We start from the raw sequence: 12,587 nt of genomic DNA on the forward strand, positions 1-12,587 counted from the left end.
GGCTACATTGTTTTTTGGTCAAGCTTAAAGTGTGAACTTCTTCACCATGCCCTCGAGGACGACGGCCAAACCTGACATTTTCTTACTTGCGCTCATTATGTGGTGTGTACCTTTTTCAGTTTCGCCAGATAGGTCTCGAATGCTTATTAAGTTGCGGTCCACCTCCCTTGCTACATAGGCCTGTTCCTCTGAGGCTGTAGCAATTTGCATGTTGCGCTCCTCAATAAGTTGTACGGCGTCCATAATTTCTTGTAATGCTTTACCCGCTTCCTGAGCTATGTCGTACGTAGCATGCGCCTGAGATGTACTTGTTTGCATTGAGCTCACAGCGCCCTTAGTACCTTCTTGGATAGCAATGATCATGCTTTCGATTTTTTTAGTCGATTCCTGGGTGCGTTGGGCTAGCGCACGAACCTCATCAGCTACAACAGCAAAGCCTCTGCCTTGCTCTCCAGCTCGTGCTGCCTCAATGGCAGCGTTCAATGCAAGCAGGTTGGTTTGACCGGCGATCGCTTGAATGACGCTGACGACTTCAGCAATATTCTGGGCCTGGTCCGCAACATCTTGTACTTGTTCTGAGGTACTTTCCACCTGAGAAGTGAGTTGCTTCATAGCGTCCAGTGTCTGAGTCACCTTACTATTTCCAAGTTTTGCCGCGTGACTCGATTCGCGTGCGGACTCGGATGTGGATGTTGCATTCCGTGCCACCTCTTCAACGGCAGCGCTCATCTGGGTAACCGCCGTGGCTGCTTGATCGATTTGGCCGTTTTGCTGTTCTTGAGTTAAACCAGCTTTGTCGGTGACTGTTTGCATCTGCGTGGCTGACGATGTCAGTTCAGCAGAAGAATTCACGATACCCTGAATCGTCTGCCTAAGATTTTCTTGCATTTGTTTGAGGGCTTGCATCAAACCGGCGGCTTCATCTTTTCCAGACACGTTGATGGAGCGATTCAATTCACCTCTAGCTATCGCCTCAGCGACACCCAGGCAATCTCCTATGGGGCTAGACATGCTTTTTGTAAGTCTCCAAGCAAGTAACACTGTGACCAGAAGAGACATGCTGACGATAAAAAACATGACTTTAAGGCTGTGCTCGTATACAACGGCAGAGTGCTCGCCAGATTCTTTCACTCCCTCGGAATTTACATCGCGCAGGGCTGTAAGTTTAATCTGATAGTTCTTGGCGTTATCTGCTTGTGGACCGTTAGCGTACTCAATAGCAGCACCCCGATCTGCTCGGGCGAGTCCAACCAAATGGTCTAACCCGTCAAGGTATTGCTTCATCAGGGTGGACGCTTCTTCAAATCGTGCTTTTTCTTGTTCGCCAGAAATTAAATATTTTTTGTAATACTCTGTGAGTGTATTGAGTTCATCACGATTTCGTTTTATTGTCTCTGCTGTAGTTTCGAACACTTCGGAGTCTGTCGAGGCAAGTAATCGGATACCTTCAAGTCGAGTATGAAGCAATGCTATCTGAATGTCGTCTGCCTTTTGAATACTAGGTAGCCAGTCGTTCTCGAGAGTCTGTTGAGTCGATCTAAGTTCGCGTATTTGCTCGAAGGCAAAGGCGCCCAGCAACAGTACGAAAACCGTAATAATAGAAAAGGCAATAGCTGCCCTGGGAGCTATGCGAAAGGATCTAAAGTTCATGAAGTCATTCCTAGGTAATGTACTGTGAGTTGGGCTTTACGGATATATCTGCCAGATCGGCTTAAACTTGAGCGGCAATCCACGACAAGCACGTATAAAGGTCGCAGCCCTTCCCTCGTTTCGCAGCCTTTGCGGCGCCCTTTGTTCCATCGGATTGCTCGGGGGCTGAAGGGCCGTTTTTTTAGCCACAAAAGACCGTTGATACGCTCAGAGTCAACAGAAAGACTTATTTTGCCTGGACTCCTCAGCCTCTGCCTAACGGCCTGTGCGACAAGTCCGCAGCCAGTGGCGGTAAAGATGACATCGGTAAGACTGGAAGCACTGGAAATGGTCCCGTGTGAGCGGGTAAGTGAAAGCGACGACGAGCTAGCCCTGAATGGCGATCTTTGGGCGTTGAAAAATCGCGCCATCAACCTGCTGGATACCTGTGCTGACCAGGTGGATGCGCAGATACAACGTAGCAAATCAAAGTGATATTCCAAGGAAGCAAACGCTTAAAAAATCGAACGTCTATTCGAGTTTACCAAGCATAATACGGGCTGCGAATTTTCAGCCAAATTAGCGTTCAGAATGGATAGCTCATATAAACGGGTCATGCATTCGTGCTGCGCAACTAATGAGTTATTAAGTTTTTCCAAAAGCCCAACAACTATCGGGTCTTCTGAAGCGTATATCGCCTTCAGCTTTAGGACTGTGTCTGAGAGTAATTGATGGTTATTAATTATTTGGTTCAAGTCGGGCATGGCTCCTCCTGAGCTATCTTGCCAAGCTTCAAGAATCTTATATCGGCACAGACTTTCTCGGCTTGAGCGGTTGTCAAGGAATCCAGCCGAACGGTATCAATCTGACCGCAAACAGTTTTCTTGCGGGGTTTGGTGGCGAGATGCATTGGGGGTGCCTTTCGGCGTTAGTAGTTCAAGAAGTGGAGCAAGGTGGCATATGAACGAGCACAGCAACTCATTGCTAAGCCAGATACAAAAGCTGACACCGAGCAAGGGCGATCTACTGGTGATCTACCCAGAGAACCCTATGACAGTCCTTCAGCACGAACGAGTGACCAAGAGCCTTGAGCCATTTGCTCAGCGGATTGGGTGCAACTTGCTGGTAAGTCAACCTGGCATTCAGGTGGCTCTGCAGCCGAATGGTGCTGCGATCCTTGAAGAGATGCGCAAGCAGACAGAACTGCTTCGGCTGATGACAGAGCAACAGACGCTGCTGATCGACGCACTGAGTGAAGAAGAGCCAGAAGACCCTGATGCAGCGCCCCAGACTTACCTGGACGGTACACCATGCCGTTGAGGCCGCAGAAACCATGCAATGCCCAGGGCTGCAACACATTGATCCGCAACCCTCGGTACTGTGACGCCCATAAGGATGTAGGCAAGCAGTTCGATGTGAAGCAGCGGGAGAAGCAACGCGAGACCAGCAGCCAGCGCGGCTACAGCTACAAGTGGCAACAGGCGCGCAAGGGCTTCTTGGCTAAGCATCCGCTCTGCGTAGAGTGCGAGCGCGTTGGACGTGTCACAGCGTCGACAGACGTTGATCACATCGTTCCTCACAAGGGTGACATGGACCTGTTCTGGGATCGATCCAACTGGCAGACCATGTGTCATCCATGCCACAGCACGAAGACGGCCGCAGAGGACGGCGGGTGGGGCAACACCCAGGTTGCCCGGTCGTGCTGACCGAAATGAGAACGGTTCTCGGCGGGCTTCACGGAATGCACCGGTATGGTGCGCGCACCAGTCTGGTGCGGTGGGGGAGGGTCAAAAGTCTGGTCCCTTTGGCTTCTAGACCGCGCCCTCAGTCGTTTTTTTACACCCGCGAAATTAAAAATTCTGGAGTTGCGCGATGGGAGGTACCGCCACGGTCGCCGGCCGTGGTCGCAAACCCAAGCCGACCGCCAAGAAAGCACTAGCCGGAAATCCCGGCAAACGCGCGCTGAATAAGGCCGAGCCCGCTTTTTCGAAGATCACAAATGTTGATCCGCCCGGATGGCTCAGCGACCGCGCTTCGCAGATGTGGAAGATGATTGTTCCCGAGCTTCTGCGCGAAAACGTGGTTGCGATAACTGATTTACACAACGTCGAAGCGTTCTGCGTTGCATACGACAACTGGCGAATGGCGCAGCAGTCAGTCCAGGCCCACGGCATCGTGGTTACCGGTGCCACCGGCGGACCGATGAAAAACCCCGCACTGACCGCGGCGAACGAAACGATGCGGCAAATGGTTACGTTCGGGTCGATGCTCGGCCTTGATCCAGCCAGCCGCACACGTCTGATCGGAGGAAACAAGGAAAAAGAGACCAACGAATTCGCCGAACTATTGAGATCCTGAATGGCCAAGTCCGCCCACCCCAACGTTGATAAAGCGATGGTGTGGGGTAGGTCTCTTCTGAGTGGGAAAGTGCCAGCTTGTCGCTACATCCATCAAGCAGTGCAGCGCCATTTCGATGACATGGCAGCCAGCCGCAAGCGCGGGTTCAGATTCAAGTTCGATCCAGCGAAGGCAGAGAAAAAACTCAAGCTGATTCAGCTATTGCCGCATACCAAGGGTGAATGGGCGTTCAAGCGTCAGCGAATCAGCCTTGAGCCATGGCAGCTTTTCGGTCTCGCCGTCACCTTCGGGTGGGTCAAGAAGAAGGGCGGGTACCGCCGTTTTCGTGAGAGCTACTGGGAGATTCCCCGCAAGAACGGAAAGTCGGTAGTTGCGGCCGGTGTCGGCATCAGCATGTTCGTTGCGGATGGTGAGTACGGCGCCGAGGTGTACGCAGGTGCCACCACTGAGAAGCAGGCTTGGGAGGTTTTCCGCCCTGCGAAACTGATGGTGGCCAAGTCACCGATGCTGGTCCAGGCGGCGGGCATTGAGGTCAACGCCTCGAACATGAATATTCCGTCCGACTTCAGTCGCTTCGAGCCACTTATTGGCGACCCTGGTGACGGCGCATCACCCAGTTGCGCGATCGTGGACGAATATCATGAGCACCGCACCTCGGCCCAGTACGACACCATGCTCACCGGTATGGGCGCCCGCCGGCAACCGCTGATGTTCATCATCACCACTTCCGGCGCCGATATCGAGGGGCCTTGCTACGACAAGCGTCGACAGGTCATTGAGATGCTGGAGGGCACTGTCCCAGACGATGAACTGTTCGGCTGGATCTGGACGCTTGATGAGGGCGACGATTGGACCGACCCCAAGATGTTGGCCAAGGCCAACCCCAACCACGGCGTGTCAGTGTTCCAGGAATATCTGGAAAGCCAGCAGGCGCGGGCGATCCGCTCGGCTCGGTTCACCAACACCTTCAAAACGAAGCACCTCAACCTTTGGGTGAGCGCCAAGTCTGGCTTCTTCAACATGCAGGACTGGAAGTCCTGCGAGGACACCTCCCTTACGCTCGATCAATTCGAGGGGCAAGAGTGGATCGCCGGTTTCGACCTTGCGCGAAAGCTGGACATGAACTCGAGGGCGCGCCTGTTTTGGAAGGTGATCGACGGAAAGACTCACTACTACAGCGTGGCTCCCAAGTTTTGGGTGCCATACGACACCGCTTATGACAGCGACAACAAGCGGATGTCCGAGCGCTTCCAGGCCTGGCTGAACTCGAAACACCTTGAGGTAACCGATGGTGCCGAGATCGATTACCGCGAAATCCTCGAAGACACCAAAGAGGCAAACAAACACGCACCGCTGCGCGAGTCGCCGATTGACCCACACGGTGCTACTGGGTTGAGCCATGACTTCGACGACGAGGGTTTCAACCCGGTCACCATCACCCAGAACTACACCAACATGTCCGACGCCATGAAAGAGCTGGAAGCGGCTATCACCGCTGGAAGGTTCCACCATGACGGCAATCCGATCATGACCTGGTGTATCGGCAACGTGATCGGCAAAAACATGCCCGGTAACGACGACGTAGTACGCCCCATCAAACAGGGCGATGACAACAAGATCGATGGCGCTGTTGCACTGATCATGTCGGTCGGGCGGGCGATGATGCAAGTCGTTGCCGGCGATGGCGGCGTGGACCGATTCATGGATTCAATCCGGGACCCAATATTCGAATGAACACAGCATCAATCATTTACCTGCTGACTGCAGTGCTGGGCTTTGCCCTTGCTGTGGCAGGTGTTTACGTACTGCTTGGCGTGGGTTGGGCGCTTCTTGCCGCCGCTTCGTCGTGCTTCGTCGCGGCAGCATTCATTCGAAGGGGACTGACCGGTGGCTAAGTCTTTCAAATCCGTCTTGAGCGGTGCAATCAACGCGCCTCGGTCATCGATAATCGATTGGGTGGGCAGGTCTCTCTCCGGCAGCGCTTCCGGAATTTGGGCGCAAACCGTGGGCAGCACATCCGCCAACGGGAAAACCGTGACGATCAACAAAGCCATGCGCCTGGCCGCTTGCTGGTCTTGCGTTCGCCTCATCTCCGAAACGATCGCAACGCTGCCGCTCGGCCTATACCGGCGCATGCCTGATGGCGGTCGTGAGGTGGCCGGTGACAATGACCTGCATTGGATTCTCAACACCAACCCGAACAGCCGTATGACTGCTGTGCAGTTTTGGGAGGCCGTAGTAGCTTCGATGCTGCTGCGGGGTAACGCTTTTGTCGAGATCATCCGTATAAGCGGCCGGATCGTAGCGCTTGAATTCCTGCTGCCCAACCGCATGGATTTGGATGTCGCGGACAACGGCGAGATTCTTTACCGATACCGGGAAAAAAACGGGCAGCTCCGCGATATTGCTGGCAGCAACATGATGCATATCCCTGCGTTCTCTCTGGACGGGCAAATCGGGCTATCACCCATCGCCTACGGCGCCGACGTATTCGGCGCGGCAATGTCGGCAGAGGACGTTGCGAGCTTCACGTTCAAAAACGGCATGCACCAAACCGTGGCCTTTGAGGTTGATGCAACGCTGAACAAGCAGCAGCGCGACGATTTTCGCGACTATGTCCAACGCATCAGCGGGGCGATGAATGCCGGTAAATCACCGGTTTTGGAAAAGGGTGTTTCCGCCAAGGTGATTGGTATCAATCCAGTGGACGCTCAGTTGCTGGAATCCCGAGAGTACAGCGCCGAGGAGATCTGTCGCTTTTACATGGTGGACCCGACGCTGGTCGGTTACAGCGATAAGGCATCGAATTGGGGTACCGGCCTTGAGCAGAAGCTGCTTCGATTCCTGACCTTCACGCTGCGCAGCTACATGCGCCGCATCGAGGAAGGGATCAGTCGCAGTTTGCTGGCGCCTGCGCAGCGCCGTCAGATTTACCCCGAGTTTTCCATTGAAGGCTTGATGCGTGCTGATAGCGCCGCACGGGCAACGCTGTATTCGGGGATGGTGCAAAACGGCATCTACACCCGCGACGAATGCCGCATGAAAGAGAACCTGCCCAAGATGGGCGGAAATGCCGGTGTGCTAACTGTGCAAACCAACCTTTCGCCGATCGACAAACTGGGTCAGGGCGATGACGGGCAAGCCGCAAGGGCAGCTCTACAGAACTGGCTAGATCAGCCGGCAAACTCGAAGGAATAAATCATGCAACCAAAATCCAAGGCTGGCAGTTTTAACTGCGAGCTGAGCCCGCGCGCGCTCGACAGATGGAATCCGGCCATCAAAGCGGCCGTGGAGTCCACCAGCGATACCATCACCATCTACGGCGTTATTGGCCAGGACTGGTACGGGGAAGGCGTTACCGTCTCGCGCATCGACGCGGCCCTTCGCTCAATCGGCGACAAGCCAGTCACCGTTTACATCAATTCGCCAGGTGGCGACATGTTCGAAGGCCTGGCCATCTACAACCGGCTCCGAGAGCACAGCCAGGCGATCACCACCAAGGTTCTGGGCTTGGCCGCATCGGCTGCATCGGTGATTTACATGGCCGGCGCCAAACGCGAAGTGGCCAGCAGCGGGTTTCTCATGATCCACAACTGCTGGACGCTTGCAGTCGGCAACCGCCATGACTTGCGCGATGTCGCGAACACGATGGAAGAGTTCGACGCTGCGATGGCAGACCTTTACTCGGAAGGCAGCGGCCAGGCCGTTGCTGACATTGCCGAGATGATGGATGACGAGACGTTCATACGCGGCCGACGAGCAGTTGAGCTCGGCTTTGCAACTGCCGTTCTCTCTTCTGACGAAATCACCGAGCGTGAAGACGAGCAGACCCAGCAGAGTAACGCGCTGAAGGCTATGGATATCGCTTTGGCAAAAGCTGGAATGGCCCGCAGCGAACGCCGCGAACTCTTCGCTAATTTCAAGTCCAGCACGCCGCGCGCTGCTGGCGGGGGTACGCAATACGCTGCCTCGTCCGATAAGCCCCGCGCTGTCGCGCCAGACCTCACCGCCTCCCTGAGCGCGGCATCCGACATCCTCAAATCTTTCCAAGGACCATCGCAATGAGCGACTTCGAAAAGCAATACACCGAGCTGAATGCCAGCCTTAAGACCATTGGCGACCAGATCAAATCCCAGGCGGAGACCAGCAACAAGGAAATCGCCCGTCACGGCGAGATGAACGCCGAGACTCGTGCCAAGGTGGACGAGCTGCTGATGAAGCAGGGCGAACTGCAGGCTCGCGTTCTGGAAGCTGAGCAAAAGCTTGTCAATGCCAACCGTGACACTCAGCGCATCAAGACCCCAAAATCCGCTGGCGAGTTGATTGTTACCAGCGAACATATGGAAGGCGTCAATTCGTCGTTCCGTGGCTCTCGTCGTGTTTCCGTACCCCGCGCCGCAATCACCACGACATCCGCTGGTGGCTTGGCGGCCACGGAGCGTCTGGACACTGTCGCGCTGCCGGGCATGCGTCGGGCCACCATTCGAGATTTGATTGCACCCGGCGAGACTGAGGCGGGCTCCCTTGAGTATGTCCGCGAAACAGGCTTTACAAACAATGCCGCGACCGTACCGGAGGGCTCTGCAAAACCGTATTCCGAAATCGAGACCGCCTTGGTCACGGCGTCGGTTCGTACCATCGCCCATCTGTTCAAAGCCTCGCGTCAGATTTTGGATGACGCAAAGGCTTTGCAGAGCTACATCGATGCGCGCGCTCGTTATGGGTTGCTGCTCGCTGAAGAGGCTCAGTTGCTGTACGGCAGCGGAGCAGGTGCAAATCTGCAAGGGCTCGTTCCGGTTGCAAACCAATACGCGTCTCCAGCTGGCTGGACCGTAACCGGCGAACAGCGCATCGACCGGATTCGCCTGGCCCTTCTTCAATCCGAGCTTGCAGAGTTTCCTTCGGATGGCATCGTGCTCAACCCAACTGACTGGGCGCTGATCGAGTTGATCAAAGACAGCCAGGGTCGCTATCTGATCGGTCAACCGCAGGAAGGCACTGCGGCTCGTCTGTGGAATCGCCCGGTAGTCGCGACCCAAGCAATGAAGCCAAACGACTTCCTGGTGGGAGCCTTCAAACTGGGTGCGCAGATCTTCGACCGGATGGAAATTGAAGTTTTGATTTCTACCGAGAACGACAAGGACTTCGAAAACAACATGGTCACGCTTCGCGCCGAAGAGCGTCTGGCGTTTTCCATCTACCGTACCGAAGCCTTCGTCACTGGCAAGCTCACGGCTGCGGCCGCTGCGGCTTAAGCTGCGCAACCCCTAAAGTGGCCGGCACCGCCGGCCCACCGAGGTGAGACATGTCAGAGTTATTGATCAAACCGCTGCGGGCTTACGAGGACCGCGGCATCATCCGTGATACCGACAACGAGCCTTATGCCGCGCCTGTATGGCTGGCCAAGGAGCTGGAGCAGCTCAAGCTTTGCGAGATCGTGGGCGAAGTCGGAGCAGCTTTGACCACCAATTCCAGTGAACGCTCGGCGCTGACGATTGCTAAGAAGGGGCAGCGCTGGATTGTTATTGACGCTGAGGGCGCTCAGGTCGGTGAGTTTATCGGCAAGAAAGAAGAGGCCGAAAGCGAACTGGCCAAACTTTCAGCCTCCACCACACCGGATCCCGCCGTCAATCCTGAACCTGATGCTCCTATCGAAGGGCCGCCGGTTCAGGGCGAGAATTCGATTCCGAAAACCGAGCAGAACCAACCACCTCAGGAGTGACACATGCCCGTCATCAGTATAGAAACGGCCATGCATCACCTGCACGCAGAATCCGAGGATCAGCCGCTCGTGGATGAATTTCTGGGCGCGGCGGAGGAAGCTGTCATGCAGTTTTTGCAGCGCCGGTTCTATGCCGATCAGGCTGATCTCGATAAGGTGAAGGCTGACACCATTCAGCGCACTCAAGCCGCGAGAGCTGCATACCGGGCCGCGCTGGAGTTGGCCGACGAGCCAGAAAACTCTGATATTCGCTGCCGTCTTCGCGAGCGCGCTCGCCAGTCATTGTCTGAAAGCTTTGAGCAGATAGATATGGACGACTTCGGCATCGTGATCAACAAGGCCATACAGGCAGCATGCCTGCTCAAGCTGGGCAACCTCTTCGCCAACCGCGAGGAAGTGGTAATCGGCACGATTGCCGCGGAGCTGCCACTGGCCTCCAAGTCGCTGCTTATGCCATACCGCATCGGGATGGGCGTGTAATGCGTGCCGGCCGACTTCGACATCGCATTACGTTCCAGGCGCTGGGCCGACTGCAGGACCCCCAAACCGGCGAAGAGCTGGAGAGCTGGCAAACAGTTTGGGACACGGTGCCCGCATCGGTCGAGCCGTTGAGCGCCAGGGATTTCATTGCTGCCCAGGCCAGCCAGTCGGAGGCGACCGCGAGGATGGTTATCCGCTACCGAGCCGGCGTGCTGCCGACGATGCGAATCCTTTACCGGGGTGATGTCTACGACATCAAAGGCCCGCCGCTGCCCGATCCCGATTCAGGTCTGGACTATCTCACCATCTTGGTGGCCAAGGGGGTCAACGATGGCTGACTCAGTGGATTTCCAACTGGGGGGTATTGACTCTCTCGTTGGGAAACTCGAATCGATCACTCAGGACATGAAGCGTAAGGGCGGACGGTCGGCGCTGCGTAAGGCTGCCCAGCTGGTGGCCAACAAGATGAAAGAAGGCGCGCAGCGGATAGACGACCCTGAAACAGGCCGATCCATCGCTGACAACGTCGCGCTTCGCTGGAACGGGAAATTGTTCAAGTCGAGCGGGGACCTGGGTTTCCGGGTTGGTGTTCTGCAAGGCGCTGTCCTCAAGAAGGGCGGCGACAAATCTGCGAACGCTGCGACGCCTCATTGGCGCTTGATCGAATTCGGTACTTCCAAAATGCGGGCGGATCCATTCGCGCGAAAAGCCTTGGCCGACAACATAGCCGAGGCAACCAACACATTCATCACTGAATACGAGAAGGCCATTGACCGCGCGATTAAAAAAGCGGCAAAGGCCTCAGGGGGGGCGTGATGTCATATGCACCCATATTCGCGGTATGCGCTGCTGACGCAGGCGTGACGGCACTACTCGGCGTCAGCCCCACCAGGCTCTATCCGTTCGATGATGCACCCGAAGGCGTGGCGAAGCCGTATGCAGTCTGGCAGCTCATCACCGGCAGCCCAGAAAACTACCTCGCAGGCCGTCCTGATGCCGACAGCTTCACTCTGCAAGTCGACGTGTATGCCGCCACAGGCGCGCAGGCAAGGGCAGTGACCGACGCCATCAGACACGCCATTGAGCTCAAAGCGTATGTGGTCCGCTGGGGCGGCGAGAGCAAAGACACCGAAACAAAGCTGTACCGGTCGAGCTTCGATATCGACTGGATAGTGCTCAGGTAGTCCCAACCAATTTTTCAGCCCGCCATGAGCGGGTTTTTTATGCCCGACATTTGGAGAACACAATGGCGATTTTGACTCAAGGCACTCAGATGTATGCGCTGGTGCCTACATCCGCAGACCCGAAAAAGCTGGAGGTTATCGAGGTGGAATGCATTACAGCGTTCAACCCCGGCGGCAACCCAGCAGACCAAGTTGAAATTACGTGTCTGAGTGACAAGGTAAGGCGATACCTGCGCGGCTTGCGCACGCCTGGACAGGCTTCGTTTTCAGTAGACGCTGATCCGAAAAACGCCTCGCACGTCCGGCTTTACCAGCTTTCCGAGGACGACTCGGTCGAAAATACGTCGTGGGTCGTTGGCTGGGCTGATGGCTTCGATGTCAAGCCCACCTTAAATACGGATGGCGATGATTTCGAGCTGCCACCGACACGCACCTGGTTCGTGTTCGACGGCTATGTCGCCGACTTCCCGTTCGACTTCGCAGGAAACACAGTCGTGAAGACTGCGGGCACCATCCAGCGCTCCGGCGGCTCCGCCTGGATTCGCAAGTCGGCTAACGCATAAGGCATCGCGATGAAATTAAGTCTTGAAAGCTTGCGCGGCGTCGGTGCGTTTACCGGCCGCCCCGTTGAGAAAGAAATCAAATGGCAGCAGGGCGAAGAAGAAATCGTCGCCACGGTCTACGTCAGGCCGCTGGGGTTTCAAACGGCGATCAACGATGCGCTATCCGCCGCTGGCAAGGTGCAGGTTCACGCGGGCCGAATTGCCGCAAGTATCTGCGACGAAGAGGGGAAGCCCGTCTTCACGGTTGAAGACATCACCGGTGAAGCTGATCCAACGCGTGGCTCGCTCGACCCCAGCCTGACTTTCGCGTTGCTGACAGTCATCGCCCAGGTCAACAACTTGGGAAAGACGGCGCCCTCTCCGACGAAGAAGAGTTCTGGCACGAGCTCGTCCTCGCCGGCATCGGCGGGCGTACGATCGCGGAAGCCAAGGAAACCCTCAGCCTGAATGAGTTCAGGTCCTGGCTGAAGTACCGGGAGCTACGTGGCTCTCTGAACATCGGCATGCGGGTGGAACGCGGATCGGCATTGCTCGCAATGATGTACGCCAACGTGAATTACAAGGACGGTCCGTACAAGATTTTCGACTTCATGCAGCATGAGGTCGAGCCGCCCATCAGTCTCGAGCAGGCTATGGAAAGCTGGGCATAAA

18 protein-coding genes and 1 pseudogene are annotated in these 12,587 nt (G+C 55.8%); 16 read left to right on the forward strand and 3 right to left on the reverse strand.

The genetic code is table 11. The annotated features are described in order from the left end of the window. Window positions 1-24 precede the first annotated feature (24 nt). Window positions 25-906: a methyl-accepting chemotaxis protein gene (locus AC4ANE_RS12165; RefSeq protein WP_412779094.1), complete on the reverse strand. Its 882-nt coding sequence runs from the start codon at window positions 904-906 to the stop codon at window positions 25-27. Then, window positions 880-1,650: pseudogene (locus tag AC4ANE_RS12170) on the reverse strand (MCP four helix bundle domain-containing protein); the annotation flags it as partial. The gene AC4ANE_RS12165 and the pseudogene AC4ANE_RS12170, both read right to left, overlap by 27 nt. A 297-nt stretch (window positions 1,651-1,947) precedes the next feature. On the opposite strand from AC4ANE_RS12170, the gene AC4ANE_RS12175 reads away from it, so the two are divergent. From AC4ANE_RS12175 to AC4ANE_RS12195, 5 genes are all read left to right on the forward strand, one after another. Continuing rightward, a complete protein-coding gene (locus tag AC4ANE_RS12175) occupies window positions 1,948-2,124 on the forward strand; it encodes a hypothetical protein (protein ID WP_156174823.1) in 177 nt (58 codons plus the stop codon). 465 nt (window positions 2,125-2,589) lie between these two features. Continuing rightward, the gene (locus AC4ANE_RS12180) at window positions 2,590-2,949 is read left to right on the forward strand and encodes a hypothetical protein (RefSeq protein WP_046235914.1); all 360 of its coding nucleotides are present in this window, start codon (window positions 2,590-2,592) and stop codon (window positions 2,947-2,949) included. Beyond that, entirely contained in the window at window positions 2,940-3,335 is a 396-nt protein-coding gene (locus AC4ANE_RS12185; RefSeq protein ID WP_057446196.1) for an HNH endonuclease, read from the forward strand. Before AC4ANE_RS12180 ends, AC4ANE_RS12185 begins: the two co-directional genes overlap by 10 nt. Window positions 3,336-3,501: 166 nt before the next feature. Beyond that, complete coding sequence (locus AC4ANE_RS12190) at window positions 3,502-3,987, forward strand: phage terminase small subunit P27 family (RefSeq protein ID WP_057446197.1); 486 nt, start codon at window positions 3,502-3,504, stop codon at window positions 3,985-3,987. After that, a complete protein-coding gene (locus AC4ANE_RS12195; protein WP_057446198.1) occupies window positions 3,988-5,721 on the forward strand; it encodes a terminase large subunit in 1,734 nt (577 codons plus the stop codon). 8 nt (window positions 5,722-5,729) lie between these two features. Here AC4ANE_RS12195 and AC4ANE_RS12200 read toward each other — a convergent pair whose 3' ends face one another. Further along, entirely contained in the window at window positions 5,730-6,041 is a 312-nt protein-coding gene (locus AC4ANE_RS12200; protein WP_157063155.1) for a hypothetical protein, read from the reverse strand. Between AC4ANE_RS12200 and AC4ANE_RS12205 the strand changes: the two genes are divergently transcribed. From AC4ANE_RS12205 to AC4ANE_RS12255, 11 genes are all read left to right on the forward strand, one after another. Continuing rightward, complete coding sequence (locus AC4ANE_RS12205) at window positions 6,022-7,185, forward strand: phage portal protein (RefSeq protein ID WP_420803542.1); 1,164 nt, start codon at window positions 6,022-6,024, stop codon at window positions 7,183-7,185. The genes AC4ANE_RS12200 and AC4ANE_RS12205 overlap by 20 nt on opposite strands. Before the next feature lie 3 nt (window positions 7,186-7,188). Further along, on the forward strand, window positions 7,189-8,052 hold the full coding sequence (locus AC4ANE_RS12210) for a head maturation protease, ClpP-related (RefSeq protein ID WP_095178991.1): 864 nt from the start codon (window positions 7,189-7,191) through the stop codon (window positions 8,050-8,052). Further along, window positions 8,049-9,242: a phage major capsid protein gene (locus tag AC4ANE_RS12215; RefSeq protein WP_057446201.1), complete on the forward strand. Its 1,194-nt coding sequence runs from the start codon at window positions 8,049-8,051 to the stop codon at window positions 9,240-9,242. Before AC4ANE_RS12210 ends, AC4ANE_RS12215 begins: the two co-directional genes overlap by 4 nt. A gap of 62 nt (window positions 9,243-9,304) precedes the next feature. Beyond that, window positions 9,305-9,709, forward strand: a complete 405-nt coding sequence (locus AC4ANE_RS12220) for a hypothetical protein (RefSeq protein WP_223216226.1) — start codon at window positions 9,305-9,307, stop codon at window positions 9,707-9,709. Between the two features lie 3 nt (window positions 9,710-9,712). Continuing rightward, window positions 9,713-10,189 carry a head-tail connector protein gene (locus tag AC4ANE_RS12225; RefSeq protein WP_057446203.1) on the forward strand — a complete coding sequence of 159 codons (477 nt, stop codon included), beginning with the start codon at window positions 9,713-9,715 and terminating at the stop codon, window positions 10,187-10,189. After that, window positions 10,189-10,527 (forward strand): phage head closure protein, encoded by a 339-nt coding sequence (locus AC4ANE_RS12230; protein WP_057446204.1) that lies wholly within the window; start codon window positions 10,189-10,191, stop codon window positions 10,525-10,527. Before AC4ANE_RS12225 ends, AC4ANE_RS12230 begins: the two co-directional genes overlap by 1 nt. Then, a complete protein-coding gene (locus tag AC4ANE_RS12235; protein WP_057446205.1) occupies window positions 10,520-11,005 on the forward strand; it encodes an HK97-gp10 family putative phage morphogenesis protein in 486 nt (161 codons plus the stop codon). Before AC4ANE_RS12230 ends, AC4ANE_RS12235 begins: the two co-directional genes overlap by 8 nt. Next, window positions 11,005-11,373 (forward strand): DUF3168 domain-containing protein, encoded by a 369-nt coding sequence (locus AC4ANE_RS12240; RefSeq protein WP_057446206.1) that lies wholly within the window; start codon window positions 11,005-11,007, stop codon window positions 11,371-11,373. The genes AC4ANE_RS12235 and AC4ANE_RS12240 overlap by 1 nt, the downstream gene beginning before the upstream one ends. A gap of 62 nt (window positions 11,374-11,435) precedes the next feature. Beyond that, a complete protein-coding gene (locus AC4ANE_RS12245) occupies window positions 11,436-11,936 on the forward strand; it encodes a phage tail tube protein (RefSeq protein WP_236471192.1) in 501 nt (166 codons plus the stop codon). A gap of 9 nt (window positions 11,937-11,945) precedes the next feature. Further along, window positions 11,946-12,383: a phage tail assembly chaperone family protein, TAC gene (locus AC4ANE_RS12250; protein ID WP_024691401.1), complete on the forward strand. Its 438-nt coding sequence runs from the start codon at window positions 11,946-11,948 to the stop codon at window positions 12,381-12,383. Between the two features lie 50 nt (window positions 12,384-12,433). Further along, the gene (locus AC4ANE_RS12255) at window positions 12,434-12,586 is read left to right on the forward strand and encodes a hypothetical protein (protein ID WP_474200106.1); all 153 of its coding nucleotides are present in this window, start codon (window positions 12,434-12,436) and stop codon (window positions 12,584-12,586) included. The last annotated feature ends 1 nt before the right edge of the window (window position 12,587 follow it).

It is taken from the genome of Pseudomonas sp. Pme6b (assembly GCF_058129925.1).